26 protein-coding genes and 1 tRNA gene are annotated in these 25,045 nt (G+C 61.4%); 7 read left to right on the forward strand and 20 right to left on the reverse strand.

Features of this window, described 5'->3' with window-relative positions:
- Window positions 1–109: 109 nt before the first annotated feature.
- On the reverse strand, window positions 110–2,521 hold the full coding sequence (locus AC3FLX_RS23870) for a carbohydrate-binding family V/XII (RefSeq protein ID WP_488699803.1): 2,412 nt from the start codon (window positions 2,519–2,521) through the stop codon (window positions 110–112).
- A 202-nt stretch (window positions 2,522–2,723) separates the two neighbouring features.
- Between AC3FLX_RS23870 and AC3FLX_RS23875 the strand changes: the two genes are divergently transcribed.
- A complete protein-coding gene (locus tag AC3FLX_RS23875; protein WP_488699804.1) occupies window positions 2,724–3,878 on the forward strand; it encodes a metallophosphoesterase in 1,155 nt (384 codons plus the stop codon).
- 63 nt (window positions 3,879–3,941) lie between these two features.
- On the opposite strand, the gene ettA is transcribed toward AC3FLX_RS23875, so the two are convergent.
- Window positions 3,942–5,609, reverse strand: coding sequence for an energy-dependent translational throttle protein EttA (gene ettA, locus AC3FLX_RS23880; protein ID WP_488699805.1), 1,668 nt, complete (start codon window positions 5,607–5,609; stop codon window positions 3,942–3,944).
- Between the two features lie 146 nt (window positions 5,610–5,755).
- Between ettA and AC3FLX_RS23885 the strand changes: the two genes are divergently transcribed.
- Together AC3FLX_RS23885 and AC3FLX_RS23890 are read left to right on the forward strand one after the other, a co-directional pair.
- Window positions 5,756–5,980, forward strand: a complete 225-nt coding sequence (locus tag AC3FLX_RS23885) for a hypothetical protein (RefSeq protein WP_061953311.1) — start codon at window positions 5,756–5,758, stop codon at window positions 5,978–5,980.
- A gap of 42 nt (window positions 5,981–6,022) precedes the next feature.
- The gene (locus AC3FLX_RS23890) at window positions 6,023–6,520 is read left to right on the forward strand and encodes a M48 metallopeptidase family protein (RefSeq protein ID WP_488699888.1); all 498 of its coding nucleotides are present in this window, start codon (window positions 6,023–6,025) and stop codon (window positions 6,518–6,520) included.
- 18 nt (window positions 6,521–6,538) lie between these two features.
- On the opposite strand, the gene AC3FLX_RS23895 is transcribed toward AC3FLX_RS23890, so the two are convergent.
- Entirely contained in the window at window positions 6,539–7,432 is an 894-nt protein-coding gene (locus tag AC3FLX_RS23895; RefSeq protein WP_488699806.1) for an endo alpha-1,4 polygalactosaminidase, read from the reverse strand.
- Between the two features lie 350 nt (window positions 7,433–7,782).
- On the opposite strand from AC3FLX_RS23895, the gene AC3FLX_RS23900 reads away from it, so the two are divergent.
- A complete protein-coding gene (locus AC3FLX_RS23900; protein ID WP_488699807.1) occupies window positions 7,783–9,666 on the forward strand; it encodes a PhoX family protein in 1,884 nt (627 codons plus the stop codon).
- Window positions 9,667–9,910: 244 nt separating this feature from the next.
- Window positions 9,911–10,813 carry an HNH endonuclease gene (locus AC3FLX_RS23905; protein WP_488699808.1) on the forward strand — a complete coding sequence of 301 codons (903 nt, stop codon included), beginning with the start codon at window positions 9,911–9,913 and terminating at the stop codon, window positions 10,811–10,813.
- A gap of 99 nt (window positions 10,814–10,912) precedes the next feature.
- On the opposite strand, the gene AC3FLX_RS23910 is transcribed toward AC3FLX_RS23905, so the two are convergent.
- The 6 genes from AC3FLX_RS23910 to petA all read right to left on the reverse strand — a co-directional run bounded on the left by AC3FLX_RS23910 (window position 10,913) and on the right by petA (window position 15,292).
- Window positions 10,913–10,988, reverse strand: a tRNA-Thr gene (locus tag AC3FLX_RS23910).
- Between the two features lie 52 nt (window positions 10,989–11,040).
- Window positions 11,041–11,541: a ClpXP protease specificity-enhancing factor gene (locus AC3FLX_RS23915; RefSeq protein WP_488699809.1), complete on the reverse strand. Its 501-nt coding sequence runs from the start codon at window positions 11,539–11,541 to the stop codon at window positions 11,041–11,043.
- 28 nt (window positions 11,542–11,569) lie between these two features.
- Window positions 11,570–12,181 carry a glutathione S-transferase N-terminal domain-containing protein gene (locus AC3FLX_RS23920; RefSeq protein ID WP_008643086.1) on the reverse strand — a complete coding sequence of 204 codons (612 nt, stop codon included), beginning with the start codon at window positions 12,179–12,181 and terminating at the stop codon, window positions 11,570–11,572.
- Between the two features lie 306 nt (window positions 12,182–12,487).
- Window positions 12,488–13,231, reverse strand: coding sequence for a cytochrome c1 (locus tag AC3FLX_RS23925; protein WP_488699810.1), 744 nt, complete (start codon window positions 13,229–13,231; stop codon window positions 12,488–12,490).
- A 37-nt stretch (window positions 13,232–13,268) separates the two neighbouring features.
- Window positions 13,269–14,672: a cytochrome b gene (locus tag AC3FLX_RS23930; RefSeq protein WP_488699811.1), complete on the reverse strand. Its 1,404-nt coding sequence runs from the start codon at window positions 14,670–14,672 to the stop codon at window positions 13,269–13,271.
- A 2-nt stretch (window positions 14,673–14,674) separates the two neighbouring features.
- Entirely contained in the window at window positions 14,675–15,292 is a 618-nt protein-coding gene (gene petA / locus AC3FLX_RS23935) for a ubiquinol-cytochrome c reductase iron-sulfur subunit (RefSeq protein WP_124683095.1), read from the reverse strand.
- A 243-nt stretch (window positions 15,293–15,535) separates the two neighbouring features.
- On the opposite strand from petA, the gene mscL reads away from it, so the two are divergent.
- Window positions 15,536–15,976 carry a large conductance mechanosensitive channel protein MscL gene (gene mscL, locus AC3FLX_RS23940; RefSeq protein ID WP_488699889.1) on the forward strand — a complete coding sequence of 147 codons (441 nt, stop codon included), beginning with the start codon at window positions 15,536–15,538 and terminating at the stop codon, window positions 15,974–15,976.
- A gap of 52 nt (window positions 15,977–16,028) precedes the next feature.
- Here mscL and AC3FLX_RS23945 read toward each other — a convergent pair whose 3' ends face one another.
- Window positions 16,029–16,775: a Nif3-like dinuclear metal center hexameric protein gene (locus tag AC3FLX_RS23945; protein WP_488699812.1), complete on the reverse strand. Its 747-nt coding sequence runs from the start codon at window positions 16,773–16,775 to the stop codon at window positions 16,029–16,031.
- A 20-nt stretch (window positions 16,776–16,795) separates the two neighbouring features.
- Here AC3FLX_RS23945 and AC3FLX_RS23950 point away from each other — a divergent pair, with 20 nt between their 5' ends.
- Window positions 16,796–17,989, forward strand: coding sequence for a Do family serine endopeptidase (locus tag AC3FLX_RS23950; RefSeq protein ID WP_488699813.1), 1,194 nt, complete (start codon window positions 16,796–16,798; stop codon window positions 17,987–17,989).
- Window positions 17,990–18,515: 526 nt separating this feature from the next.
- Here AC3FLX_RS23950 and AC3FLX_RS23955 read toward each other — a convergent pair.
- The 10 genes from AC3FLX_RS23955 to hisA all read right to left on the reverse strand — a co-directional run bounded on the left by AC3FLX_RS23955 (window position 18,516) and on the right by hisA (window position 24,983).
- Window positions 18,516–19,679 carry a porin gene (locus tag AC3FLX_RS23955; protein ID WP_488699814.1) on the reverse strand — a complete coding sequence of 388 codons (1,164 nt, stop codon included), beginning with the start codon at window positions 19,677–19,679 and terminating at the stop codon, window positions 18,516–18,518.
- A gap of 254 nt (window positions 19,680–19,933) precedes the next feature.
- Window positions 19,934–20,725 (reverse strand): twin-arginine translocase subunit TatC, encoded by a 792-nt coding sequence (gene tatC, locus AC3FLX_RS23960; RefSeq protein WP_488699815.1) that lies wholly within the window; start codon window positions 20,723–20,725, stop codon window positions 19,934–19,936.
- A gap of 2 nt (window positions 20,726–20,727) precedes the next feature.
- Window positions 20,728–21,237: a Sec-independent protein translocase protein TatB gene (gene tatB / locus AC3FLX_RS23965; protein ID WP_488699816.1), complete on the reverse strand. Its 510-nt coding sequence runs from the start codon at window positions 21,235–21,237 to the stop codon at window positions 20,728–20,730.
- A gap of 90 nt (window positions 21,238–21,327) precedes the next feature.
- Window positions 21,328–21,564: a Sec-independent protein translocase subunit TatA gene (tatA, locus tag AC3FLX_RS23970; RefSeq protein WP_488699817.1), complete on the reverse strand. Its 237-nt coding sequence runs from the start codon at window positions 21,562–21,564 to the stop codon at window positions 21,328–21,330.
- Between the two features lie 161 nt (window positions 21,565–21,725).
- Window positions 21,726–22,082: a histidine triad nucleotide-binding protein gene (locus tag AC3FLX_RS23975; protein ID WP_488699818.1), complete on the reverse strand. Its 357-nt coding sequence runs from the start codon at window positions 22,080–22,082 to the stop codon at window positions 21,726–21,728.
- Between the two features lie 64 nt (window positions 22,083–22,146).
- On the reverse strand, window positions 22,147–22,539 hold the full coding sequence (locus AC3FLX_RS23980) for a DUF4870 family protein (RefSeq protein WP_488699819.1): 393 nt from the start codon (window positions 22,537–22,539) through the stop codon (window positions 22,147–22,149).
- Between the two features lie 87 nt (window positions 22,540–22,626).
- The gene (locus tag AC3FLX_RS23985; RefSeq protein WP_488699820.1) at window positions 22,627–22,995 is read right to left on the reverse strand and encodes a phosphoribosyl-ATP diphosphatase; all 369 of its coding nucleotides are present in this window, start codon (window positions 22,993–22,995) and stop codon (window positions 22,627–22,629) included.
- Window positions 22,992–23,399: a phosphoribosyl-AMP cyclohydrolase gene (hisI, locus tag AC3FLX_RS23990; RefSeq protein WP_488699821.1), complete on the reverse strand. Its 408-nt coding sequence runs from the start codon at window positions 23,397–23,399 to the stop codon at window positions 22,992–22,994. The genes AC3FLX_RS23985 and hisI overlap by 4 nt, the downstream gene beginning before the upstream one ends.
- A gap of 2 nt (window positions 23,400–23,401) precedes the next feature.
- Window positions 23,402–24,172: an imidazole glycerol phosphate synthase subunit HisF gene (gene hisF / locus AC3FLX_RS23995; protein WP_488699822.1), complete on the reverse strand. Its 771-nt coding sequence runs from the start codon at window positions 24,170–24,172 to the stop codon at window positions 23,402–23,404.
- Window positions 24,173–24,239: 67 nt separating this feature from the next.
- Entirely contained in the window at window positions 24,240–24,983 is a 744-nt protein-coding gene (gene hisA, locus AC3FLX_RS24000; RefSeq protein ID WP_488699823.1) for a 1-(5-phosphoribosyl)-5-[(5-phosphoribosylamino)methylideneamino]imidazole-4-carboxamide isomerase, read from the reverse strand.
- Window positions 24,984–25,045 lie beyond the last annotated feature (62 nt).

A 25,045-nucleotide genomic window follows, 5' to 3' on the forward strand; every position in this document is an offset into this window, starting at 1 on the left:
GTTATGACTGTGCAAAGACCGCGACCACTGAATCTTTTAGTCAACGGCGTTAAGGGAAATCGTAATGAAATTGTGCGCCGTGGATGGCAGCGTTTCAATGTGCGCGATGCTATCGCCTGAATCCGTGGAACCGTCCGCCACCGCCGCCGCCAAAGCGGCCGCCACCTCCTGAAAACCGCCCCTGCCATTGCTGTGCCGCCGCGCTATTGAACCGCTGCTGCCCCGTTTGGCGTGCTTGGCGCTGCTGATCCAGCCGGCCCTGCATCTCATTGTTCTGCTGCACGGGCTCCCAGCCGTTGGTCGTATGTTTCTGCCAGCCGTTGTCGGTGTGCTGATAGACGTTGCCATCATGGCCCGCGTAGACATTGCCGTTGTTCCAGACCACCGCATTGTCCTTGTTCGGATTGGCGACAAAGCCACGGCTGCCCGCCGTGTACTGGCCGGTCTGCGTATTGCCCGTGATGCCGGCTTCCGCGGCACCGACACGCCCGGTCTGTGCGTTGTAGCCCGCCGCCTGCCGGCCGGCGGCATAGTTACCCGTGTATTCGTTGCCGGCCACGCCGCCGCGTGCCGCGCCTTCGCGTCCCGTTGACGGATTGGCGAACGAACCCTGCCGGCCCGCCGCATAGTTGCCCGAGTATGGGTTGAACGCGGCACCCTGGCTGCCCTGGAAGCGCGCGCCGGTGGCCGCGTTGTAGCCAGAACCGGCGGTACCGCGCCACTGCGTGCCGGTCCACGAATTCCACCCTTCGGCATGGGTCACCGTGCCTTGCCCCCATCGGCCATAGAAGTTGGCCTGGTTGACGTTGACGAAGTTGGCGCCGCCATACCAGTACGGTCCCCAGTACGGCACGGCGGAACCCCAGATCGCCCCGGCTGCGAAGCCGAAGGCGAACCCTTCCGCCACGCCAATCCCAAACCCCGCGCCGTAGCCGTACGTCACCGGGTATCCGTAGTAGTAGGTGCCGACGTAGGGCGGATACACGTAGCCCGTGCCATAGACCACGGTGCCGTCGGGACCGACCACCACGCCCAGATACCCCGGCGTGTAGCCCACCACCACGGCGGTGGGTGTGACCGAATAGATCCGCACATAGGTCACGTAGTACAGCGGTGAGTTGGGCGGGATCGTGTAGATGGCCGACGGCACCTCGGTGGCAACCTGCCACGGTCCGCCCGGCACGCTGGCGGTGAACCAGACACCGTTGACCACGGCATAGTAGTGCGTGCTGTCGACCTCGATCACCGGCGTGCCGGTGTTGATCGCATAGCGCAGCGACGTGCTCGGGATCGACTCGAACTTCGGCGGTCCGTCATAGGTAATCGCCGCCACCGCCTTGGAGCGCGACACCGACGCCGTTTGCGGAATCGTCGCCGCGATCTCGGCCTCGCGCGCCTGCGGGGTGCCCGGCACCGATACCAGCACGTTGGCCTTGGGGTCCTGTGGCGAGATCTTCGCAAAGTCCGGTGGCAACTGCGTGCCCTGCACGTGCTCCCAGGGGCCGTTGAGCATCGCCGCCCGGAACCAGCGGCCCGAAATCAGCACATAGGTCTGGTTGCTCGACGGATCGATGAATACCGCATGGTCGGCGTTCGACATCGTCAGCAGACCGGTGCCACCGACCGGCGTCATCTGCGGCTCGCCCGTGGTCAGGATCAGTTCGGCGGGCCGCGTGGCCATCAGCACCGCCGGCGCGCGCGGCGGCTTCTTGCCATCGGCGGGCATCATCGGATCGGGCTTGGGTTCGTCCTTGCCTGCGGCGATCTTGCTCGCCGCGCCCAGCAATGCGGCGGGCGGCGTGGCCACTGGCTCCCAAGTGCCGCCCGCGGATTCCGAGCGGTACCAGTATCCGGCCACCTGCAGCCACAGTTCTCCGCCTGCTTCGCGCAGCAGCAACGCGCGACTGTTGATGGCGCGCTCGTAGGACGTGCCGGCGGCCTGGCGCCACGCCGGATCGCCATCGACATGCACCAGAACGGTCGGCGTGGTGGCAAAAAGGATCTGCGGCGCGTCGTTCTTTACCGGCACACGCGCTGCCTTGGCCAGTTGCTGCGACACCGCGTAGCTGGCCTGCAGTTCTTCCAGCGGCACGGTCAGGCCCTGGGGCGACAGGCGGCCAATCAGCGCCTGCCGCACCTTGTCGGCAGCTTCGGGCCGGGTCGGCACGTCGACACTGTCGATCTGGATATTGCTCAGTTGCACCAGCGACGATGGTTTGTCGATATCGGCCGTTGCCGAGAACCGCGCCACCCCATAGACGGGCGTGCCGTCCTTGGCGCCGATACCCACGGCAGCGCGGCTCGCCAGCCGGTTGCCTTCCCATTTCTCGATTTCCGGCTGGTACAGCTCGACATGGTCGCCCGCCACCTCGAAGTTGCGCGGCCAGCTCAGCGGCGCAAGCGGCTGGGCGGTATTGGCCAGCGTGGCGGGCTTGGCCGCCCGCACAGTCGTCGGAATGGCGACCAGCAGCGCCACGGCGAGCAGTGTCTGGCTCAGGCGAAGAAGCTTGGCGAAAGACATGGAATCTCCGGCGTTCAGCGTGAGATGAATCTAAATTAGTGCGCTTGCAGGAACAATACGCGACGAAAACATTCAACCACCCGCGCAAATCCTACAGATCACAATCATTCAGAGAGGCGCCGGGCGCACATCGCGTATCAACAGGCAGCCGGCCCTTGAAGCACCGACGGCGCAGCCTCACCTACACTCGAATCCGACTCTGATGCCCCCTGCCATGAGTACCAGGCGCTCCCGCCGTTCCCTGCTGGTTCCCACCGCGATCGTCGCACTGCTTCACGCCTATATCGGCGCGCGGCTGCTGCCCGCGCTGCCCCTGCCAACAGCCATCCACGCGCTGGCGGTACTGTGGTTGATCGCGTCGACGCTACTGATCCCCGCCGCCCTGATGGCGCGGCGTCTTGCCGGCGACTGGGCAGACAAGCTGAGCTGGACCGGCATGCTCGCAATGGGATTTTTCTCGTCGCTGCTGGTGCTGACCTTTGCGCGCGACCTCTTTCTGCTGGTGGCCATGCTGGCGCGCTGGCAGCCCGCCGGGCTGGCCTTCTATAGTGCGACCGCGGTTGTCGGGTTATCGATCGCCATATCCGTGATCGGCTACTTCAATGCGCGCGGGCTGGCCAGGGTCAAGAAGGTGGACGTGCCGATCGCCAACCTGCCGGACGCATTGGAAGGTTTCGCAATCGCGCAGATCAGCGATATCCACGTGGGACCGACCATCAAGGCGCCATACCTGAATCGCATCGTTGATGCCGTGAACGGGCTGAAGCCGGACGCGATTGCGATTACCGGCGATCTGGTGGATGGCTCGGTGCGCGAGCTGTCGTCCCATACCGCGCCGTTTGCACGGCTATCAGCAAAGCATGGCGCCTATGTGGTGACGGGCAATCACGAGTATTACTCGGGCGCGGAGCCGTGGATCGAAGAGCTGACACGCCTGGGGCTGCGCGTGCTGATGAACGAGCATGTCGTGGTGGCACGCGGCGGCGCGTCGCTGGTGCTCGGGGGCGTGACGGACTACACAGCCGGGGGATTTATCGAAAGCCATCGCAGCGATCCGGTGAAGGCGCTGGACGGTGCGCCCGCCGATGCAGGCGCGCGCGTACTGTTCGCCCACCAGCCGCGATCGGCACCGGCCGCCGCGGCAGCGGGCTTCGATCTGCAATTGTCGGGTCACACGCATGGTGGCCAGTTCTGGCCGTGGAATCTGTTCGTACCGATGCAGCAGCCCTATGTGCATGGGCTGAACCGGCATGAAAGCATGTGGATCTATGTGAGCCGCGGAACGGGCTACTGGGGTCCGCCGAAGCGGTTTGGGGCGCCTTCGGAGATTACGCTGATAAGACTGGTGAAGGCTTGATGGTGCATCTTGCGCCCCGCTCCCGCGGGACGGGAGAGGGACGCAAGACGATCAGCGCGCCAATCAGCGCGTGATGGGCTTGTAGCGGATGCGCTTGGGCTTGGCGGCTTCTTCGCCCAGGCGCTTCTTCTTGTCGGCTTCGTATTCCTGGTAGTTGCCGGGGAAGAACTCCACATGCGAATCGCCTTCGAAGGCGAGGATGTGGGTGGCGATACGGTCCAGGAACCAGCGGTCATGGGAAATCACCATGACGCAGCCAGCGAATTCCAGCAGCGCGTCTTCCAGCGCGCGCAGCGTTTCCACATCGAGGTCGTTCGACGGTTCATCCAGCAGCAGCACGTTGCCGCCGGCGATCAGCGTCTTGGCCATGTGCAGGCGGCCCCGTTCACCACCGGACAGCGTGCCCACGGTCTTCTGCTGGTCACCGCCCTTGAAGTTGAAGCGGCCGATGTACGCACGCGACGGCGTTTCGTACCTGCCCACGGTCAGGATGTCCGAACCGCCCGAGATTTCCTCGAACACGGTCTTGCTGCCGTCCAGTGCATCGCGGCTCTGGTCGACGAACGCCATCTTCACCGTCGGCCCGATCTTGATCTCGCCGCTATCCGGCTGTTCCTTGCCCGCCAGCATCTTGAAGAACGTCGACTTACCGGCGCCGTTCGGGCCGATGATGCCGACGATGGCGCCCGGCGGCACCTTGAAGCTCAGGTTCTCGATCAGCATGCGATCGCCAAAGCCCTTGCTGACGTTGTCGAACTCGATGACCTCGTTACCCAGGCGCTCACCCACGGGTATGAAGATTTCCTGGGTTTCGTTGCGCTTCTGGTATTCCTGGCTGTTCAGTTCGTCGAAACGGGCCAGTCGCGCCTTCGACTTGGCCTGACGGCCCTTCGGGTTCTGGCGCACCCACTCCAGTTCCTTGTTCAGCGCCTTCTGGCGGGCCGATTCGCTGGCCTCTTCCTGCTTCAGGCGGTTTTCCTTCTGCTCCAGCCACGAGCTGTAGTTGCCCTTCCAGGGAATGCCGTGGCCGCGGTCCAGTTCCAGAATCCACTCGGCGGCGTTGTCCAGGAAGTAGCGGTCGTGGGTCACTGCCACGACGGTACCCGGGAAGCGCGTCAGGAACTGCTCGAGCCAGTCCACCGATTCAGCATCCAGGTGGTTGGTCGGTTCGTCGAGCAGCAGCATGTCCGGGCGCGACAGCAGCAGGCGGCACAGCGCCACACGGCGCTTTTCACCACCGGACAGCTGGCCGATCTTGGCGTCCCACGGCGGCAGGCGCAGCGCGTCGGCGGCGATTTCCAGCTGCAGTTCGACATTGTTGCCATCGCTGGCGGCCAGGATGGCCTCGTACTTGGCCTGGTCAGCGGCCAGCGCGTCGAAGTCAGCGTCCGGCTCGGCATAGGCCGCATAGATTTCGTCGAGCTTCTTGCGCGCTTCGAACACGCCGCCAAGCGCTTCTTCCACCGATTCACGCACCGTCTGCTCGGGATCGAGCTGCGGCTCCTGCGGCAGGTAGCCGATGTTCAGGTTCGGCATCGGCGTGGCTTCGCCTTCGATCTCTTTGTCGAGGCCCGCCATGATCTTCAGCAGCGTCGACTTGCCCGAGCCGTTCAGGCCCAGCACGCCGATCTTGGCGCCGGGGAAGAAGGACAGCGAAATGTCCTTGAGAATGTGACGCTTGGGCGGAACGATCTTGCCCACGCGGTTCATGGTGAAAACGTACTGTGCCATGAGAGCTGTCTGGTTGGATTCGATTGGAATTCGGGGAATGGCGGGAGTGTAGCAAACGGGCCGTGCGCTTTTGTCCGCTCCACGCCGATCGGGCCTGGCCGGTACAATGCAAGGTTTCGCATTCACGCAGTTTTCAACGGATTTCCATGAGCAAGCCCGCCCTGACCCTCAAGTTCAAATGCAAGAAGTGCACGAAACCCGTCACGCTGTACCTGCAGAAGACGTCGGCCTGCTCGCACATCACGCCATACCAGGGCTTCTGCAAGTGTGGTGAGTTGATGCGCCATGCAACTGGCGACAAGGATGCCGTCGAGTCCTTTGTGAACTCGATGGATAACAGCTGGATGCACCACCACCATCATCACCACTAAATCGACGTGACCGAAGGCTGGCGGCCGGGCGTGAAAGACCCGATGCGATTCCTGGGCGGTTATCCGCCCAACGTGCTCGACCAGGTGCGCGCCGCGATGGCGGCCGGCACGCTGGGCGACCACATTGCGCGCCGCTACCCCGAACGGCACACGGTCCAGACCGATCGCGCGCTCTACGATTACACCGCCGAAATCAAGCAGGAATATCTGCGCAGCGCACCGCCGCTGCACAAGGTGGGTTACGACGCGCGACTCGATACCGCGCAGCATGCGCTGGGTCTTCACACGGCGATTTCGCGCGTGCAAGGCGGCAAGCTGAAAGCGAAGAAGGAAATCCGCGTGGCGTCGCTATTCAAGGAAGCGCCGCCCGAATTCCTGCGCATGATCGTCGTGCATGAGCTCGCGCACTTGAAAGAGTCCGATCACAACAAGGCTTTCTATCGGCTCTGCGAGCATATGGAACCGCAATATCACCAGCTCGAGTTCGATACGCGGTTGTACCTGGCCTGGCGCGAAATGGAAAAGGTGGGCAACAAATAGCCGCCCACCTTCAGCGCATCAATCGCAGGTGTATCGGAACTTGTCATTCAACGCCAATGGCAGCACCAGCGTATGCAGATTCAGCGCCTTCGCCTTGGCGCATAGCTTCTGGCGCGTGGCCGCATCCTTCCACTTCGACTGATATTCGACGTTGAACACAGGCTTGCCCTGCACCGTGAATGCCGAATAACCGCTGCACTCGTTGTACTGGAAGCACTGCTCGTTCACCGCAAAATCGAATGACGATGCGAGGTCGCTCAACTGCGCGACCGCATTCTTCAGGCCCACCGCCAGCCCGCGCGCGTGCGCCTGGTCAGCCAGGAAACGGTTGTAGTCGAGCTGCGTTGCGGCCGTCAGCGGCAAACCCGGATTGTTGGTATAGCCGTCGACGTTATCCGCATCGATACCATCGCAACCCTTCGACTTGGCCAGATCCATACGCGCCTGCATGATGGCGCGCACGTTGGCCGACCGCGTATCGAGCCAGCGCTCACCCGCCCAGCCGTCCAGCGCGTTGCCCATATCGGCCGGCAGGAACTTCGAGTAATCAGGGCGCCAGTTCTCGCTACTGCCTGCGGAGAAATAGCAGACCACCCGCTTGCCCTGGGCCTTCAATGCATTGATGGTGGCTTGCGGTGTATCGAACAAATCGATGTCGTAGACGGCGACGTTATAGCTGGTGTTGATCGTGCCTTGCAGCTGGAGCTGCCAGGTGTCCGTAAGCGACGGAATCCAGCGTGTGGGATTGGCTACTACGGCGCTCACGGCCTTCGGCGACAACGTGGATGCCTCCGAGACGCGCACCACCGATCCGCCATCGTCATCGCCACCACCACCACAAGCGGCCAGCGTGGCGACGAGGGTGGCCGCGGCCAATTGCGCAAGGCGGCGGCTTGCCAGTTTGTTATGCATGTTTGACCTCTCCTGTTCAACCCAACAAAAAATAACCAGCGAATATGTATTGCCCTTTTCAGGAAGGGTCGATTCGGCGTGACGCCGATTATGCGCGAGACAAGCACCGATGCCATAGCCATGTCATCGGACGCCGCAACCCTTACGGGACTTGCCTCCTTTAGCGTTATCGGATGGGCCACTTCGAACTGAAGCAGCCTTCAGAACCGGCGCTCCGCACCCTGCGCCAATGACTGAATGACCAGTCATTCAGTAACCAAAGCGACATATTCCTTCCCTAGTATCTGCCCCGGCTATCCCCCGCCGGCACGGCGTGCATGGCGGCGTCCCCACAAATACTGGAGGAACACATGTCGTACATCACCGACAGGCTGCGCGCGCCACGCCGCGAAGCCGAAGGCAACAAGACTGTCCCTGGTCAAACGCTGGAAGAACTGGTCGCCGCCAACCCTGCTCGCCGCCGCGTGCTGCGCGGCAGCCTGGGCGTTTCGCTGCTGTCCGCTTTCGGCGGCAGTTCCTTGCTTGCGGCCTGCGGTGGTGACGACGACAACGGTGGCGCCGCACCGGCTCCTTCGCCCGCGCCGGCCCCCGCTCCCGCGCCGGGCCAGCAACCGCTGGACTACAGCGTGAACTTCCAGCCGCTGCCCTCGAAAATCACGGCCAACCAGGTGACGGTGCCAAGTACGTATGAAACTTACGTACTGTTTTCCGCCGGCGATGCCGTCGCCGCTGGTGCGGCCGGATACAAGGGCGCGTTCCAGACTTCGATGGAAACCGAACAGCAGGCCGGCGGCAATCACGACGGCATGCACTTCTTCGCAATTCCCGGCGTGGACCCGCAAAAAGGCGGCCTGCTGGCGATCAACCATGAAGCACTGGACGCTGCCATCCTGATGGCGGGCAGCTACGACCCGGCTACCGCAACCGCCGAGCAGAAGCGCATCGTGCTGTCGTCGGTGGGGGTCTCGGTCATCGAGATCGAACTGTTGTCCGGCAAATGGCAGGTCAAGCGCAATTCGCTCTACAACAAGCGCTACTCGGGCAACACCGCCTACCGCGTATCCGGCCCGGCCGCCGGCGCCGTGGGCCCGGTTGTCATCGGCACGCTCAACAACTGCTCCAGCGGCCATACGCCGTGGGGCACCTACCTGACGTGCGAGGAAACCACCGATAACTACCTGGACCCGACACAAGCCGAAGAGGGCTACGGCTGGATCGTCGAGATCGACCCACTGCAACAGATCTCCGGCCTGCCCGTGAAGCGCACAGCAATGGGCCGCTTCGATCACGAGAACACCGCGTTCATGGCCGACGCCAGCAACCGCGTGGCGTTCTACATGGGCGACGACGGTACGCCGGGCTGCATCTACAAGTTCATCCCCAGCAGCGCATTCGACGCGACCAACCGCCTGAACAACGCCAGCCTGCTGGACAACGGCACGCTGTACGCTGCCAGGTTCAACGCCGACGGCACCGGCGACTGGATCGAGCTGACGCAAGGCAAGAACGGCCTGCTGGCCGGCGCATCGGACCCGGGCAACTGGACGCAATCCGCCATGCCTCCCGCACCGACCAACATCGACTTCAACACGCAGGCCGACGTGCTGATCAACACCAAGGCCGCGGCCCGCGTGGCCGGCGCCACGCTGATGGACCGCCCCGAATGGATCACGGTCGGCCAGGACAAGACGATTTACTGCACGCTGACGAACAACGGCGGTCGCGTCCAAACGGATGCCGCCAACCCGCGCGCGAACAATCCGCATGGGCACATCGTCCGCTGGCGTGAAGACGGCGATTCGCCGCTGGCTTCGAAATTCAAGTGGGAAATTCTGCTACTGGCCGGTGACCCGTCGATTGCCGCGGCCAACCAGAAGGGCAACATGATCGGCGCGACATTCAGCAGCCCGGACGGCATTCGCGTGGATCCGAAGGGCCGGCTGTGGATTCAGACCGATGCCGGAACGGGTTCGTCCACGACAAGCATCTTTGGCGCGAACTCGATGCACTACCTGGACCAGGTAACGCGCGAGGTTCGACGACTGCTGGTGGGACCGGTGGGATGTGAGATCACCGGGTTGGCCTACACGCCTGATTTGACAACGTTCTTTGTGAACATCCAGCATCCGACCGGCACCGGCGCGGCCGGTGGAAACTGGCCGGATGGGACGCTGCCTTCGCGCTCATCGACGGTGGTGTTGAGGCATAAGGAAGGGAAGCCGGTGGGGGCGTGAAGTTGGTTTCGCTTTTGTTGTTGGATTGAAGGGAAACGCCGCGAGGGCTCTAGCACTTGCGGCGTTTTTTGCTTTAGTACGGGGGACTGTCGCGGACCGGTGCTTGCCGGATTTGGCTTGGCAACGATGTCTAGAACCACCGGACGAGAGAATTCGAGCGATTTGATGCATCTGTCGAGGGGTTGACACACATACGTCGGTTGGGCGGAAATTCTGATCTATTCAGAACGACGGCGCCAAGGCGATGAATTTCTATTGGGTCAACGTGGGCAAGACGATTAAGGAAGTTCTCAACGGGAATTTTCTTTGGGCGCCAGAGGCATCGCGAACAAAATCTGGGCAGACAAAACGATTGGATCATTGGGACAACGTGGCAAACGTTCAGGCCGGAGACCTGATCTTCTGCTGCCACGATCAAACGATCACACACGTCGCCGAAGCCACGCGCAATGCATATCAAGCTACTCGCCCCGCGACACGCTCATTCTCAGAATGGGCGGACCTTGGCAATCGGGTTGACGTAGACCTGACCAGCCTGCCGACCCCAGTTCGCCGAGATGACATTGCAGACGACTTCATTGCGCTCTATGACTCTCATTGCCATCCGCGCGTATTCACAAAGGAAGCGACGCTGAAACAGATATACATGGCGAGGTTACCCAAAGATGCCGGAGTCTATCTGCTAGAGACCGCACACCTTGTCGAGGGATTCGAGCTAACTCTTGTCGACAATGAGAGCCACGGCAGGCTCAGCACCACAACACGCGAAACCATTGTCAAAGCACGCGTCGGACAAGGGAAGTTTCGTACGGACCTGCTTCAAAAGTGGGGCAATCAGTGCTCCCTTACCGGTCTATCAAATGCAGACCTCCTGATCGCCTCGCATATTCATGCTTGGAGCCTAAGCAATAACGACGAGCGCATCGATCCTGAAAATGGACTGCTGTTGGCACCACATATCGATCGGCTGTTTGATCGGGGACTGATTTCTTTTGACGATGGCGGGAGGCTTCTGATTGGCTCGTCCCTACCTTCAGTCGATCAGCTAGCCCTTGGTTTGGATCGGTACAAGGCGTTGCGTGGAATGACGCCCGGAAACCGGCGGTACATGGCCTTGCATCGGCGCCGATTTGGCTTTGAGCACTGAGTAGTAGTTGTACTTGGCCCGATCACATCTGGAGTAGGTTCCAGTGCTCGGCCACAAAGCAAAAAGGCCACGCGAGAGCGTGGCCTTTTCACATGATTCTGGTGCCGGCTGCAGGACTCGAACCCGCCACCTGATGATTACAAATCAACTGCTCTACCTGATGAGCTAAGCCGGCATGTTTGGTGCAGACCGCGATTCTACTGCATGCGGTGTGTCTTGGCGATGGCTTATTTGACCACCTTGAGAGACGGCTTCTTGCCACCGATGCGCGGCACCGGCGGTGGGTTGGGATCGTCGTCCGAACCCTCGTTGCCCTCTTCCGCCGTGACCGGAGCCGGCGTTTCGGCGTCTACCGAAGCCAGTTTCGGAGGCGGGTTGTTTTCGCGTTCCGTGGCCGCCTGGGTTTCGGGGATGCTGCGCTCCACCGGGAATGCCATGCCCTGACCGTTTTCACGTGCATAGATCGCCAGCACGTTTTCCACGGGAACGTCGATCTTGCGCGATACGCCACCGAAGCGTGCGCTGAAGGTAATCCACTCGTTGCCCATGTCCAGGCCGCTGGTCGCGTCGAAGCTCACGTTCAGCACGATTTCGTTGTTCTTCACGAACTCGCGCGGCACGTTGGTATTGCCGTCGACAAAAACTGCGACGTACGGCGTGAAACCGTTGTCCGTGCACCATTCGTAGATGGCGCGGATCAGGTAGGGCTTGGTGGAAGTTTCTGGCATTACGCGTTGCGGTGGCGTCGGGTACGTCTTAGCGACGCATGACCTTTTCAGACGGGGTCAGTGCTTCGATGTAGGCCGGGCGGCTGAAGATGCGTTCCGCGTACTTCAGCAGCGGTGCGGCGTTCTTCGACAGCTCGATGCCGTAATGGTCCAGGCGCCACAGCAGCGGGGCGATGGCCACGTCGAGCATCGAGAACTCTTCACCCAGCATGTACTTGTTCTTGACGAAGATCGGTGCAAGCTGAGTCAGACGGTCGCGGATCGCGGCGCGGGCGCGCTCGTGATTCTTCTCGGCGGCCTTACCCTTTTCGTTCTCCAGCACGTAGACGTGGGTGAACAGTTCCTTTTCGAAGTTGAACAGGAACAGGCGGGCGCGGGCGCGCTGCACCGGGTCTGCCGGCATCAGTTGCGGATGCGGGAAGCGCTCGTCGATGTACTCGTTGATGATGTTCGATTCGTACAGGATCAGGTCGCGCTCGACGAGGATCGGCACCTGGCCGTACGGGTTCATCACCGAAATATCTTCCGGCTTGTTGAACAGATCAACGTCGCGGATTTCGAAGTCCATGCCCTTTTCGAACAGGACAAGGCGGCAACGTTGGGAAAACGGGCAGGTGGTACCCGAATACAACACCATCATGGTTTGGATTCCTTGGGTGTGAAGTGCGCCAATTTCATTGAAATTTGACGAACTTGGCGGTGCTAGTTCAGACAGGGCAAACATTCTGTCAGAACGGCCCATCGAAAAGCAAATTAGTTACAAATAGCCAGCCAACGATTCGCGTGCTTCACGGGGCCCTTTCCCCCGGAGTCGCGCAAAACAAAAGGCCGGCGCGGTGCTGCACTGCTGCAACTTCCGCGCCGGCCCTCGAGGCCGTGTGCCTTTATCGCTACATATCTTGTTACAAATCAGGACACGATGCCGATGTCCGGCTGGCCGAAGGACTTACTTCACGTCCTTCCAGAATGCGGCGTTCAGGCGCCAGGCAAACACTGTGAACACTCCCAGGAACAACAGCACCCAGACGCCCAGGCGCTTGCGATGGCTTTGCGCCGGCTCGGCCATCCAGTTCAGGTAGTTCACCAGGTCAGCTACCGCCTGATCGTATTCCTGCGTGCTCATTTTGCCCGGCGTGATCTGCTCCCAGCCGGCCAGCTTGTGCACCTTCTCGCCATGCTCTTCCACTTCGGCGTACTTCGGCGCGCGCTGGCCCTGCAGTTCCCACAGCACGTGCGGCATGCCGACGGCCGGGAAGACCAGGTTGTTCCATCCTGTTGCGCGGGAATCGTCGCGGTAGAACGTACGCAGATAGGTGTAGAGCCAGTCGTTACCGCGGGCGCGGGCGATGACCGACAGATCCGGCGGATTGGCACCGAAGAACGTCTTGGCATCCTTCGGCGGCATCGCGATCGTCATCGTGTCGCCCACCTTGTCCGCGCTGAACAGCAGGTTCTGACGGATCTGGTCGTCGGTCAGGTCCAGGTCCTTCAGCCGGTTGTAGCGCATCATCGACGCGCCGTGGCAGTTCAGGCAGTAGTTGACGAACAGCTTGGCGCCGCGCTGCAGCGACGACACATCGCTCGTGTCCAGCGGCGCAGGCTCCAGCGGATAACCGCCTTCTGAGGCCATCGCGGGCAGCGCGGCAAAGCATGCGCCGACCAGTGCGAAGATCGAAAGCAACTTTTTCATCTTGTGTCCTTGTCCTCTTGTAGGGTCGCGCAGCGTCTTAGTGCGGATGGAACGTGACACGCTCCGGCACCGGCTTGAACGTGCCGGCACGGCTCCACAGCGGCATGGTCAGGAAGAAGGCGAAGTACAGCAGCGTACCAAGCTGCGACACCTTCTCACCCACCGGCGACGGCGGTTGCACGCCCAGGTAACCCAGGACCAGGAACACCACCACGAAGACGATCAGGATCGACTTGTGGAAAGCGGGACGATAGCGGATGGACTTGACCGGCGAGCAGTCGAGCCACGGCATGAAGAACAACACGATCACCGAGCCGCCCATCACCAGCACGCCCCAGAACTTGGCGTCGATGAAGTAGAAGCCCACGGCCAGGATCACCAGCACCGCGATCGAGCCGATGCGGATCCGCGCGTCCTTCGTGCGCAGGAACACCATGCCCAGCACGAACGCGAAGAACAGCCAGAGGATCGGCAGGAAGTTCGAAGTCGTGGCACGCAGCATCGAGTAGAACGGCGTGAAGTACCAGACCGGCGCGATGTGCGGCGGCGTCTTTAGCGGGTCCGCCGGGAAGAAGTTGTTGGCTTCAAGGAAATAGCCGCCCACTTCCGGGAAGAAGAAGATCACGGCGGAGAAGATGATCAGGAAGCCAGCCACGCCCAGCAAATCGTGCACCGAGTAGTACGGATGGAACGGGATGCCATCGAGCGGCACGCCGTTTTCGTCCTTCTTCGCCTTGATTTCCACGCCGTCCGGGTTGTTCGAGCCCACTTCGTGCAGCGCGATGATGTGCGCCACCACCAGGCCCAGCAGCACCAGCGGCACCGCGATGACGTGGAACGAGAAGAAGCGGTTCAGCGTGGCATCGCTCACCACGTAGTCACCACGGATGAACAGCGACAGATCCTGACCGATTACCGGAATTGCCGAGAACAGGTTCACGATCACCTGCGCGCCCCAGTACGACATCTGGCCCCAGGGCAGCAGATAGCCCATGAACGCCTCGGCCATCAGGCACAGGAAAATCAGGCAGCCGAAGATCCAGACCAGCTCACGCGGCTTGCGGTACGAGCCGTACAGCAGGCCTCGGAACATGTGCAGGTACACCACGACGAAGAACGCCGAGGCGCCGGTGGAATGCATGTAGCGCACCAGCCAGCCCCACGGTACCTCGCGCATGATGAATTCCACGCTGGCGAACGCCACGGGAATGCCGGCGGCGTTGAGCGTGCCATCGGGCTTGTAGTTCATCACCAGGAAGATACCGGTGACGATCTGGATCACCAGCACCAGCAGCGCCAGCGATCCGAAGAAGTACCAGAAATTGAAGTTCTTCGGTGCGTAATACTTGGAAAGGTGGTCTTCCCAGAGCTGGGTCGCGGGAAAACGGGCGTCGATCCAGCCCAGCAGCCCGGTAGTCTTGACTTCTTTTTCGGCCGCCATGATCACGCTTCTCCTTTCTCGTCCTTGCCGATCACGATCTTGGTGTCGGTCAGGAACTGGTACGGGGGTACGTCAAGATTCTGCGGGGCAGGCTTGTTCTTGAACACGCGGCCTGCGAGGTCGAAGGTAGAACCGTGGCATGGACACAGGAAACCGGGGTCCGCGCCAAGCTGCGGGTTGGCGCCGGAAGCGAACGGGCCGGACGGCGAGCAGCCAAGATGCGAGCAGATGCCGACCACGACGAGCAGGTCCTTGTGCTCGGCGCGCGACCGGGTCTCGTTCTTGCAATAGTCCGGCGTCTTCATCGTGAAGGGCACGTCGGAATTGGGATCCGCGACTTCCGCATCAGTCTTCTTGAGCGAAGCCAGCATTTCGGGGGTGCGGCGCAGAATCCAGACCGGTTTGCCACGCCATTCCACGGTCATCATTTCACCGGGCTTCAATGCACCAATGTCTGCCTCGACGGGCGCGCCGGCGGCCTTGGCCTTTTCCGACGGTGCAAAGGTACTGACAAACGGAACTGCTACTGCTACGCCTCCTACGCCGCCCGCGACAGAAGTCGCGATCAACCAATTGCGGCGACCTTTGTCTACGTTCTTCACGTCTTGCTGGTCACTCATTCCAAACCCCAGGGGATGTCATCAATTGAATCCTGCGTCAACAAAAAATTATACCTGAGGCACATCTGGCGACGATAGGCGAACTACTGATAGCCGTGGCGCCGATAATCGGTCATGGGATCGGTTGTGGGATCGCGCGGGAAGCGTTCGAACGCGGCATCCAGACTTGCACTCGAGGTTGCGATGATGCAGTCTTCGTCAAACACAAACGTTAATCTGGAACAACAAATTGGAGAAAAACCGATGGGAATGATGAGCGAGTTCCGAACTTTTGCGATGCGCGGCAACGTCATCGACCTCGCAGTTGGTGTGATCATCGGCGCCGCGTTTGGAAAGATTGTTGATTCGGTTGTCAATGACCTGATCATGCCGGTAGTGGGCCGCGTGATCGGCAAGCTCGATTTTTCCAACATGTTCGTTACGCTGGCCGAACCTCCGCCTGGCGTGCCGCAGACGCTCGATGCCTTGAAGAAGGCAGGTGTTCCGGTGTTTGCCTACGGCAATTTCCTGACCATCCTGGTCAACTTTGTGATCCTGGCCTTCATCATCTTCATGATGGTCCGCGCGTTCAACAAGATGCGCGAGAAGGAGCAGGAAGCCCCGGCGCCGGCCGCGACGCCCGAGGACATCCAGCTGCTGCGCGAAATCCGCGACAGCCTCAAGGCCCAGCCCCCGCGCGCCTGAGTATTTCCGTTCCTGCTCTATTCGGTCTATCCGGATATCCGGACCTGGTTGCTCAGACCGGGTTCGGAATATCGATAAAGGTGTGGCGCAAATCGAAGCGCTGCGCCAGATGTTCCCCGACGGCGCGGATGCCGTAGCGCTCCGTCGCGTGATGGCCTGCCGCGATATATGCGACGCCGCTCTCGCGCGCCAAATGCGTGGTTGGCTCGGACACTTCCCCACTGATATAGACATCCACGCCCGCGGCCACCGCGGCCGCGAAGTATCCCTGCGCGCCGCCCGTACACCAGCCTACGCTGCGAATCATCTGATCCGGGTCGCCGATGGCCAGCGGCTCACGATCGAGCACGCCACCCACATGTGCCGCAAACGTGCTCAGTGGCATCGGCTGGAGCAGCGTACCGGTCCAGCCAAGCTGATCGTCGCTGAATCGACCATTCGCCTGAATGCCGAGCCGCAGGCCAAGCTGCGCGTTGTTACCTAGCTCCGCGTGGTTGTCCAGCGGCAGGTGATAGGCCATGAGATTAATATCGGAACCGAGCAACTTCTTCAATCTTGCGTGCTTTTGGCCGATGACCCGTGCGTCCTCGTTCTTCCAGAAGTAGCCATGATGCACGAGGATCGCATCGGCGCCCGCGTCGATGGCCGCCTCGACGAGAGCCAGACTGGCCGTCACACCAGTGACGATGTGAGTGACTTCCGGGCGACCTTGCACTTGAAGCCCGTTCGGGCAATAGTCCTTGAAACGGGGAACCTCCAGCAGGTCGTTCAAGTACAATTCCAGCTCTTTGGTTTTCATTTTCGGGTCAATACTCCAATATGTTGCGCCGATTCTGGCTGTTCTTCGCTCAGGCCGTCACGGTCGTGCTGGCCGTGTTGTTCGTGATAGCCACACTCAAACCCGAGTGGCTGCAGCGTGGGCGGGTGGCCGTGCAGTCGGGCTCGCCCATCGTGGCACTGAAGGAGGTCGTGCCAAGTGTGGCCGGCTCAGCGGCACAGGGCTCTTATAGTGACGCCGCCAAAGAGGCTATGCCCGCGGTGGTCAACATTTTCACCAGCAAGAACGGCACAAAGCGTTCGCCCAATCCGCAGGCGGAGGATCCGTGGTTCCGCTTCTTCTTTGGCGACCGGCTGCCGGAGCGCCAGGAGCCGGTATCCAGCCTGGGCTCGGGGGTCATTGTCAGCGCCGAGGGTTACATTCTAACCAACCACCATGTGGTGGATGGCGCCGATGAAATCGAAGTCGCGCTGACCGATGGCCGCAAGGCCAACGCCAAGGTTGTCGGCTCCGATCCCGAGACCGACCTGGCAGTATTGAAGATCACGCTGAAGGATCTGCCGGCGATTACACTCGGCCGCATCGAGAATGTGAAGGTGGGCGACGTGGTGTTGGCCATCGGCAACCCGTTCGGCGTGGGCCAGACCGTTACGATGGGTATCGTCTCGGCACTTGGCCGTAGCCACCTGGGTATCAATACGTTCGAGAACTTCATCCAGACCGACGCGGCAATCAACCCCGGCAACTCGGGTGGTGCGCTTGTGGATGCGCAGGGCAACCTGCTCGGCATCAACACGGCGATCTATTCGCGCTCGGGTGGCTCGCTCGGTATCGGTTTTGCGATTCCCGTTTCGACTGCCAAGCAGGTGATGGAGTCGATCATCTCCACAGGTAGCGTAACGCGCGGGTGGATCGGCGTTGAACCGCAGGACCTGACGCCGGAAATCGCCGAGTCCTTTGGACTTGATGCCAAGGAAGGCGCGCTGATTGCGGCGGTGGTTCAAGGCGGCCCGGCCGACAAGGCAGGCGTACGGCCCGGCGACGTGCTTGTATCGGTCGATAACCAGGTCATTTCGGATACGACGGCGCTGCTGAATGCCATCGCCCAACTCAAGCCTGGCGCAGATGTGAAGATGAAGGTGATTCGCCGCGGCAAGCCTGCCGATATCTCCGTGACGATCGGCAAGCGTCCACCGCCACCGCGTCGTGCGATGCCGCTGGAAGAGGAAGAGTGATCGTAGTAGCTGGGTGGATGACGGGTTGTTGATGCGTTAGGTTTCGCGCACGTTGCCCGGTTCACGGCGGTAGATCGCCACAAGCCAAAACCCCCGTCAGCAATGGCGGGGGTTTTTGTTTTGGGGGTGCTTTGGAGTTGGGTCGGTGCGGCTGCTGACTCGTACCTGGTTGGAGTTCTTGAATTGCTGCGCCCTCTCCTCCAGCCGTCTGCCGCGTCGCGGGAGAGCGGGCAAGACAAGCTGCATCGCGCTGACACGGACCTGGTCGGCGAGTAAACTGCCGCGCCCCCCCCTGTCACGTCTCCGACATCGTGGGATGCGCGAAGCAAGGCAGGCCGACACTGCTGACTCGGGCTTAGTCACAGTCGGGACCCTATCCCCTGCCCCTGACGGCTCCCACGGACAGCGGGAGGATCAAGACACCTGCCGGGGCGTACGCTGCCTCCAATGACAAAACGCCGGCATCCTTGCGGATGCCGGCGTTTTGATCAAGCCGAATCTGAAGCGGGCTTACACCCGCGTCAAATTAGAACTTGTGGCGAACACCAACCACGGCGCCGAACTGGTTTGCACCGTTGGCGGTCGTGCCGAAGCCCGAACCACCTTGGTTGCCAGTTTGACCCGAGGAAACGCCCAGGCTCGAGCCGTCCTTGTTCTTCGTGTACGACACGTTGAAGTAGGCGTCGGTACGCTTCGAGAACGCGTAGTCCGTCGAAACCACGAAGCTCCACGGATCAGCACCCGAATTGCGGAAGTCCTGGTAGTAGGCGGCGCCCGTCAGCGACAGAGCCGGCGTCAGCTGGTAGCCAGCGCCCAGCCAGTACAGGTTCGAAACCGTGGCGTTCGTCGTCGTACCGTTGAACGTGGTCACGCCGCCCGGCAGGATTGCGCCTTGCAGTGCGTGAGCGTAACGGTAACCGGCAAACACCTTGGCCGGGCCGAATGCGTACGTACCAGCAACCGAAGCGCGTTGAACCTTGGCGCTGGCGGTGTTGGTGCCCGGGACCAGTGCGGTCGGGTTGCCCAGGTTGGTTTCGTCAAAGATCGCGCCGATCGAGAACGGGCCGCCGTTGTAAATCAGGCTTGCGCTGTACTCACGGCCGGTCTTGTACGAACCCGGAACTTCGCCAGAAACACCTTGGAAGGCGCTGGCCGAACCAACGGTGTTCGCGCCGGTGCTGTACAGCAGCGAGGCGGTCAGGCCACCGAACGTGCCGGTGTACTTCACCGAGTTGTCAGCACGGCTCGAGAAACCTGCGTCTTGCGAGGTGATCGAGTAGTTCGTCGAGATGGCCATCGGGTCGAAGGCCAGACCGAAGTCATAGAACGGGGTCTGGTGACGGCCCAGGCTCAGCGTACCGTACTGGCTTTGCAGACCGACGAAAGCTTGACGGCCGAACAGACGGCTACCTTGACCCGACGTACCGGTGTCAACGCTGAAACCGCTTTCCAGCACGAAGACACCCTTCAGGCCACCGCCCAGGTCTTCAACGCCGCGCAGGCCCCAACGGCTGCCGGACATGTTGCCCGAGGTCAGGCGCACGACGTCATGGCTACCGCTCACGTTCGGCTGGTGGTTGGCGTACTCGATACCGGCGTCAACCACACCGTACAGGGTTACGCTCGACTGGGCATAGGCACCGCCGGCGGCCAGAGCGGCTACGGCAGCTGCAAACAGTTTCATCTTCATATCGACACTTTCCTTGTCAACTGATTGGGAAATCTTGGTTGCCCAAGTGCTTGGGCGACGCATTAACACTCACGTCTGCGTCGTATTATGTGTCACCCCCCCTGCGCGTCAGAAGTCTTTTTCGCCGTAAACACGGTTTACCGGCGGTTCTTGTTGTGACGAAGCAACAGCAATCGAGGGAATTTTCACCACTTTGGTGCATAACGCAGCACTCAGAGCTGCGTGATACAGGCCGTTAACAAGCTCCGGGGAACTCAGTCGGCCTGCGTTTCACCTTCGGCAGCGGTGCCGAGTGGCTGTTTTGTCACAAAACGTGCCATCAGCAGACCCAGTTCGTACAACATGATCAGGGGCACTGCCAGCAACAGCTGCGACATCACATCGGGCGGGGTGACCACGGCGGCGATGATGAACGCGCCGACGATCACATATGGCCGAATCTGTTTGAGTTTTTCCAGTTCCACCACGCCAAACTTCACCAGCACGATTACCACCACCGGCACTTCGAACGTAATGCCGAATGCCAGGAACGTGGTCATGGCAAAGCTCAGGTACTTGTCGATGTCGGTCGACATTTCCGCCCCGAGCGGCGCGTTGTAATGCGCCATGAAGTGGAAGACCGTGGGAAACACCAGGAAGTACGCGAATGCCACGCCACACAGAAACAGCACATAGGTGCTGGTCACCAGCGGCAGGATCAGCTTCTTTTCATGCTGATACAGCCCCGGCGCCACAAAGCGCCAGATCTGGTACAGCACCCACGGCAGCGCGATGAGGAACGAAACCAGCATCGTCACCTTCATCGGCACGAAGAACGAGCCGGTGACATCGGTCACGATCATGCGCCCGTTCTTGGGCAGCGACGCCGTCAGCGGCGCGGAAAACAGGTTGAAGATTTCCGCCGCCCAGTAAACCAGGCCGAGAAAGACGACGAGGACCCCGGCCACCGCCTTGACCAGCCGCTCGCGCAGCTCGATCAGGTGGGAAATAAAAGTCTCCTGCTGGGACTCGTCGTTGGGGTCGTTGGGGTTCTGGGTGCCCGCCATGCTTACTCGAAGAAGGAACGGTTACGGCCGCTGGCCGGGCGGTGGCGCTTCACGCGCGCGGCGCCGGACTGCACCCACACGCGAACATTCTGCTGACGCTTGAACCAGATTGGCCTGGCGCCCTGCTTGACGCGCCAGCTCTTGCGGCCGTTGCGGGTTTTATGCGCGCTGTCCCAGCTGGGTATGTACCCCGTGCTGCCATCGCCGGAGCCGGCACCGTCGGACGTCTCGCCACTGAGCGCCTCGTTCAGCGCCTGGGTGTGCTCGCTGACTTCCTTGTGGATGGTCTGCTCGACGTCGCGCGCGGCGTTCTCGAATTCCGTGCGCATCTTGCGCAGCTCCTCGAGCTCCACCTCGCGGCTGACCTCAGCCTTTACTTCATTGATATAGCGCTGCGCGCGGCCGACGAGTGCGCCGACCGTGCGCGCCACCTTCGGCAAACGCTCGGGGCCAATCACGATCAGCGCCACTGCGCCAATCAGTGCCAGCTTGGAAATGCCGAGATCAATCATGCGGACATCGGGACAGTGACACGGGACAGGCAGGCCGCGTCGTGCGCGGCCGCCGGGTAGGGGACAGACAAGGAATGATCCAGCGACGGATTATTCCTGGCGCTGCTTTTCCTTGGCTTCCACGTCGATGGTGGTCGAATCGCGCAGCTCCTTGGCCGGAGCCGACTTGGCGCCGGGTTCCTCGGCGTTGCCATCCTTCATGCCATCCTTGAAGCCCTTCACCGCACCGCCCAGATCCTGGCCGATGTTGCGCAGCTTCTTGGTACCGAAGACGAGCATGACGATCACCAGCACGATCAGCCAGTGCCAAATGCTAAACGAACCCATTTCTTGCTCCTGATAAAGCCGCGGGCGTCGGAATATGATCGCCCGGCCCCGTAGTTCCGTCCCTCAAAGGCTGCGCCGGGCGACGGTGGCCGACACAGCATTTGGCCGGGACATCGCTGCCCCAGCCTCTCTCATGCCTCAGGCTGTCCTGAGATTCCCACTCAGAACGCCGGTGACTTCCACTGGTTGCGCGGGCCACCGAGTACGTGCAGGTGAAGGTGGAAAACCTCCTGTCCGCCATCCGTGCCGGTGTTGATCACCGTCCGGAACCCGTTGCTGCAGCCCGCAAGGCGCGCCAGTTCAGGCACCTTCAGCATCATTCTAGCAAGCACACCCGCATCGCCGGGTCCGCATTCGGCCAGCGAATCGACGTGCGATTTCGGAATAACCAGAAAGTGTACCGGCGCTTTGGGATGGATATCGTGAAACGCCAGCAGGTCGTCGTCCTCATACACCTTGTTGGACGGAATCTGGCCGGCCACGATCTTGCAGAAAATGCAATTGTCCTGGGATTTCATGAAGTTCTTATTGCAGCTTGTCGGCACATTCCGAGGAATCGTGCCGGATCCTCTCCGCCCTGCTTCAGAACGCCTCGTCCGGATACATCGGCTTGCGGTCGTTCAGGTACAGCCAACCTTTGACGATACGATACAGTATCCACAGTGACAACACGCAGAATACGGCGATTGCCACCGGAAATAGCAACACCGTCACAAACATGAAGCCCCCTACCACGTACCAGACGATCGACCACCAGAACGTGCGGATCTGCCAGGCGAAGTGCGAGGCATAGACGGTACCTCGAGTATCGTCGCGTTTCACATAGTTGACGATGATGGCGATCAGCGCCGTGATGCCGCCGGTGAACCAGTGGATCGCATACAGCGCATACAGGATGTGCGTGAGTTTGCGCAGCCCGTCGAGCTTGTCCGCGTCCGCCGTAGTCGTGACCTGCGTGGTGTAGTCCGTCGCCATCGTGCCCTCCAGCGTTATGCCGCGTTGTACCGATTGTGCCGCTTTGTGCCGATTCCGGAATGGTTCCGGGCGGCCATAGGCTCAATGCTACTCCTTGCGGCTGGCTTTCTCGACCAGCCCGGACAATCCTTCGCGTCGTGCCAGCTCGTTGACCACGTCCGCCGGCGTGGCGCCGATGTGCGACAGCAGTACCATCGTGTGGAACCACAGGTCGGCCACCTCGTAGACCACCTTGCCGACGGCCTCGTCGCCCAGGCCCGCGGCACGCGCGTCCTTGGCGGCCATCACTGTCTCGGTGGCTTCCTCGCCGATCTTCTTCAGAATGGCGTCGTCGCCCTTCTTGTACAGACGGGCCACGTACGACTTATCCGGATCGCCGCCGTTTTCCGGCTTGCGCGACTCGAGCGTGGCGGCCACGCGCGCCAGGATGTCGGCGGTGTTGATGTCCTGGCTCATGATTTTGCGGCGTAGATCGTCGACGGGTCCTTGAGCACGGGCTCCACGGTCTGCCAGTCGCCCGACTCGACGTCGCCCTCGAACTTCTGGAAGAAACAGGAGTGACGGCCCGTATGGCAAGCGATGCTATCGATCTGCGTAACCTTCAGCAGTACCACGTCCTCGTCGCAATCCAGGCGAATCTCGTGCACCTTCTGCACATGGCCGGATTCCTCGCCCTTGTGCCATAGACGCTTGCGCGAGCGCGACCAGAACACGGCCTCGCCCAACTCCACGGTGCGCTGCAGCGCTTCGCGGTTCATGAACGCGAACATCAGCACATCATTGGAACCCGTCTCCTGGACGATCACCGGCACCAGGCCGTTGTCGTCCCACTTCACCTTGTTCAGCCACTTCTTTGCCATGATCAGATCCGGACGGGGATGCCCTCGCGGGCCATGAAAGCCTTTGCTTCGCCAACGGTGTGCTGGCCGTAGTGGAAGATGCTGGCAGCCAGTACCGCATCGGCATGGCCCAGCTTGATGCCGTCGGCCAGGTCCTGCAGGCCGCCTACACCGCCTGATGCAATAACGGGCACCGGCACGGCGTCGCTGACCGCGCGCGTCAGTTCCAGGTCGAAACCGCTCTTGGTGCCGTCCCGGTCCATGCTGGTCAGCAGGATTTCGCCCGCGCCGCGGCGCGCCATTTCGCTCGCCCATTCCACGGCGTCCAGACCGGTCGCCTTGCGGCCGCCATGCGTGAAGACCTCCCAGCGCGCCGGTTCGCCCGGCGCCGAGCTGCGCTTGGCATCGATGGCCACCACGATGCACTGCGAGCCGTACTTGCCCGTGGCATCTGAAACCAGTTGCGGATTGGCGATCGCCGACGAATTGACGCTGATCTTGTCCGCGCCCGCATTGAGCAGCCGCCGCACGTCTTCCACGGTGCGCACGCCACCGCCCACGGTCAGCGGGATGAACACCTGCGAAGCCACGCTCTCGATGATGTGGAGAATCAGGTCGCGGCCGTCGCTGGTCGCGGTAATGTCCAGGAATGTGATTTCATCGGCGCCCTGGTCGTCGTAGCGGCGCGCGATTTCCACAGGGTCGCCCGCATCGCGCAGCTCGACGAAGTTGACACCCTTGACCACCCGCCCGTTGGTCACGTCCAGGCAGGGGATGATACGTTTGGCTAGCATGAGATTCCTTGCCTGCCGCGGCCCCGCCAGGGGCGCGCGGCTGGTTGTGGCGTCCTGCCCGGCGGCGTTATTCGGACGCCAGCTTGTCGGCGTGCGACTGGGCTTCGGTGAAGTTCAGGTCACCCGAATAGATCGCGCGGCCGCAGATCACACCTTCCACGCCCTCACGCTCGACGGCGCAGAGCTGGTCGATATCGGCCATGTTCGACAGGCCGCCGCTGGCGATCACCGGAATCGACATCGACTGGGCCAGCTTGACCGTGGCATCGATGTTGATGCCCTGCAGCATGCCGTCGCGGCCGATGTCGGTATAGATGATGGCCTCCACGCCGTAGTCTTCGTACTTGCGTGCCAGGTCCGCCACTTCGTGGCCGGTCAGCTTGCTCCAGCCGTCGGTGGCAACCTTGCCGTCCTTGGCGTCGAGGCCGACGATGATGTGGCCGCCGAATGCCGAGCAGGCGTCCTTCAGGAACCCTGGGTTTTTGACGGCAGCCGTGCCGATGATCACGTACGACAGGCCGTCGTCGAGCCAGCGCTCGATAGTGTTCAGGTCGCGGATACCGCCGCCGAGCTGCACGGGGATCTCGTCGCCCACTTCGGCGATGATGGCCTTGATAGCGGCCTCATTGCGCGGCTTGCCAACGAAAGCGCCGTTCAGGTCGACCAGATGCAGGCGACGCGCGCCCTGGTTCACCCAGTGACGTGCCATGGCGGCGGGATCTTCGGAAAAGACGGTGGCCTGGTCCATGTCGCCTTGTTTGAGGCGTACACACTGACCGTCCTTCAGGTCGATGGCCGGAATGAGCAACATAGCGTAACGAGCGTGGTGGTTGTGTAAAAAGGAAAAGGTAGCGATGCCAGCACGGCTGTGCC

It is taken from the genome of Cupriavidus sp. 291-E7, from assembly GCF_057798835.1.

What these genes read in the sequence shown, in the direction of transcription:
- AC3FLX_RS23885 (WP_061953311.1), top strand. Translation starts at nt 5,756, where the DNA reads ATGAGCAAGCCCGCCCTGACCCTCAAGTTCAAATGCAAGAAGTGCACG.
- tatC (WP_488699815.1), bottom strand. Translation starts at nt 20,725, where the DNA reads ATGGCGGGCACCCAGAACCCCAACGACCCCAACGACGAGTCCCAGCAG.
- ettA (WP_488699805.1), bottom strand. Translation starts at nt 5,609, where the DNA reads ATGGCACAGTACGTTTTCACCATGAACCGCGTGGGCAAGATCGTTCCG.
- hisA (WP_488699823.1), bottom strand. Translation starts at nt 24,983, where the DNA reads ATGTTGCTCATTCCGGCCATCGACCTGAAGGACGGTCAGTGTGTACGC.
- AC3FLX_RS23975 (WP_488699818.1), bottom strand. Translation starts at nt 22,082, where the DNA reads ATGAAATCCCAGGACAATTGCATTTTCTGCAAGATCGTGGCCGGCCAG.
- AC3FLX_RS23930 (WP_488699811.1), bottom strand. Translation starts at nt 14,672, where the DNA reads ATGGCGGCCGAAAAAGAAGTCAAGACTACCGGGCTGCTGGGCTGGATC.
- AC3FLX_RS23900 (WP_488699807.1), top strand. Translation starts at nt 7,783, where the DNA reads ATGTCGTACATCACCGACAGGCTGCGCGCGCCACGCCGCGAAGCCGAA.
- hisF (WP_488699822.1), bottom strand. Translation starts at nt 24,172, where the DNA reads ATGCTAGCCAAACGTATCATCCCCTGCCTGGACGTGACCAACGGGCGG.
- AC3FLX_RS23925 (WP_488699810.1), bottom strand. Translation starts at nt 13,231, where the DNA reads ATGAAAAAGTTGCTTTCGATCTTCGCACTGGTCGGCGCATGCTTTGCC.
- AC3FLX_RS23985 (WP_488699820.1), bottom strand. Translation starts at nt 22,995, where the DNA reads ATGAGCCAGGACATCAACACCGCCGACATCCTGGCGCGCGTGGCCGCC.
- AC3FLX_RS23915 (WP_488699809.1), bottom strand. Translation starts at nt 11,541, where the DNA reads ATGCCAGAAACTTCCACCAAGCCCTACCTGATCCGCGCCATCTACGAA.
- AC3FLX_RS23905 (WP_488699808.1), top strand. Translation starts at nt 9,911, where the DNA reads ATGAATTTCTATTGGGTCAACGTGGGCAAGACGATTAAGGAAGTTCTC.
- AC3FLX_RS23945 (WP_488699812.1), bottom strand. Translation starts at nt 16,775, where the DNA reads ATGAAAACCAAAGAGCTGGAATTGTACTTGAACGACCTGCTGGAGGTT.
- petA (WP_124683095.1), bottom strand. Translation starts at nt 15,292, where the DNA reads ATGAGTGACCAGCAAGACGTGAAGAACGTAGACAAAGGTCGCCGCAAT.
- AC3FLX_RS23950 (WP_488699813.1), top strand. Translation starts at nt 16,796, where the DNA reads ATGTTGCGCCGATTCTGGCTGTTCTTCGCTCAGGCCGTCACGGTCGTG.
- AC3FLX_RS23920 (WP_008643086.1), bottom strand. Translation starts at nt 12,181, where the DNA reads ATGATGGTGTTGTATTCGGGTACCACCTGCCCGTTTTCCCAACGTTGC.
- AC3FLX_RS23890 (WP_488699888.1), top strand. Translation starts at nt 6,023, where the DNA reads ATGCGATTCCTGGGCGGTTATCCGCCCAACGTGCTCGACCAGGTGCGC.
- AC3FLX_RS23870 (WP_488699803.1), bottom strand. Translation starts at nt 2,521, where the DNA reads ATGTCTTTCGCCAAGCTTCTTCGCCTGAGCCAGACACTGCTCGCCGTG.
- mscL (WP_488699889.1), top strand. Translation starts at nt 15,536, where the DNA reads ATGGGAATGATGAGCGAGTTCCGAACTTTTGCGATGCGCGGCAACGTC.
- AC3FLX_RS23955 (WP_488699814.1), bottom strand. Translation starts at nt 19,679, where the DNA reads ATGAAGATGAAACTGTTTGCAGCTGCCGTAGCCGCTCTGGCCGCCGGC.
- AC3FLX_RS23980 (WP_488699819.1), bottom strand. Translation starts at nt 22,539, where the DNA reads ATGGCGACGGACTACACCACGCAGGTCACGACTACGGCGGACGCGGAC.
- tatA (WP_488699817.1), bottom strand. Translation starts at nt 21,564, where the DNA reads ATGGGTTCGTTTAGCATTTGGCACTGGCTGATCGTGCTGGTGATCGTC.
- AC3FLX_RS23895 (WP_488699806.1), bottom strand. Translation starts at nt 7,432, where the DNA reads ATGCATAACAAACTGGCAAGCCGCCGCCTTGCGCAATTGGCCGCGGCC.
- AC3FLX_RS23875 (WP_488699804.1), top strand. Translation starts at nt 2,724, where the DNA reads ATGCCCCCTGCCATGAGTACCAGGCGCTCCCGCCGTTCCCTGCTGGTT.
- tatB (WP_488699816.1), bottom strand. Translation starts at nt 21,237, where the DNA reads ATGATTGATCTCGGCATTTCCAAGCTGGCACTGATTGGCGCAGTGGCG.
- hisI (WP_488699821.1), bottom strand. Translation starts at nt 23,399, where the DNA reads ATGGCAAAGAAGTGGCTGAACAAGGTGAAGTGGGACGACAACGGCCTG.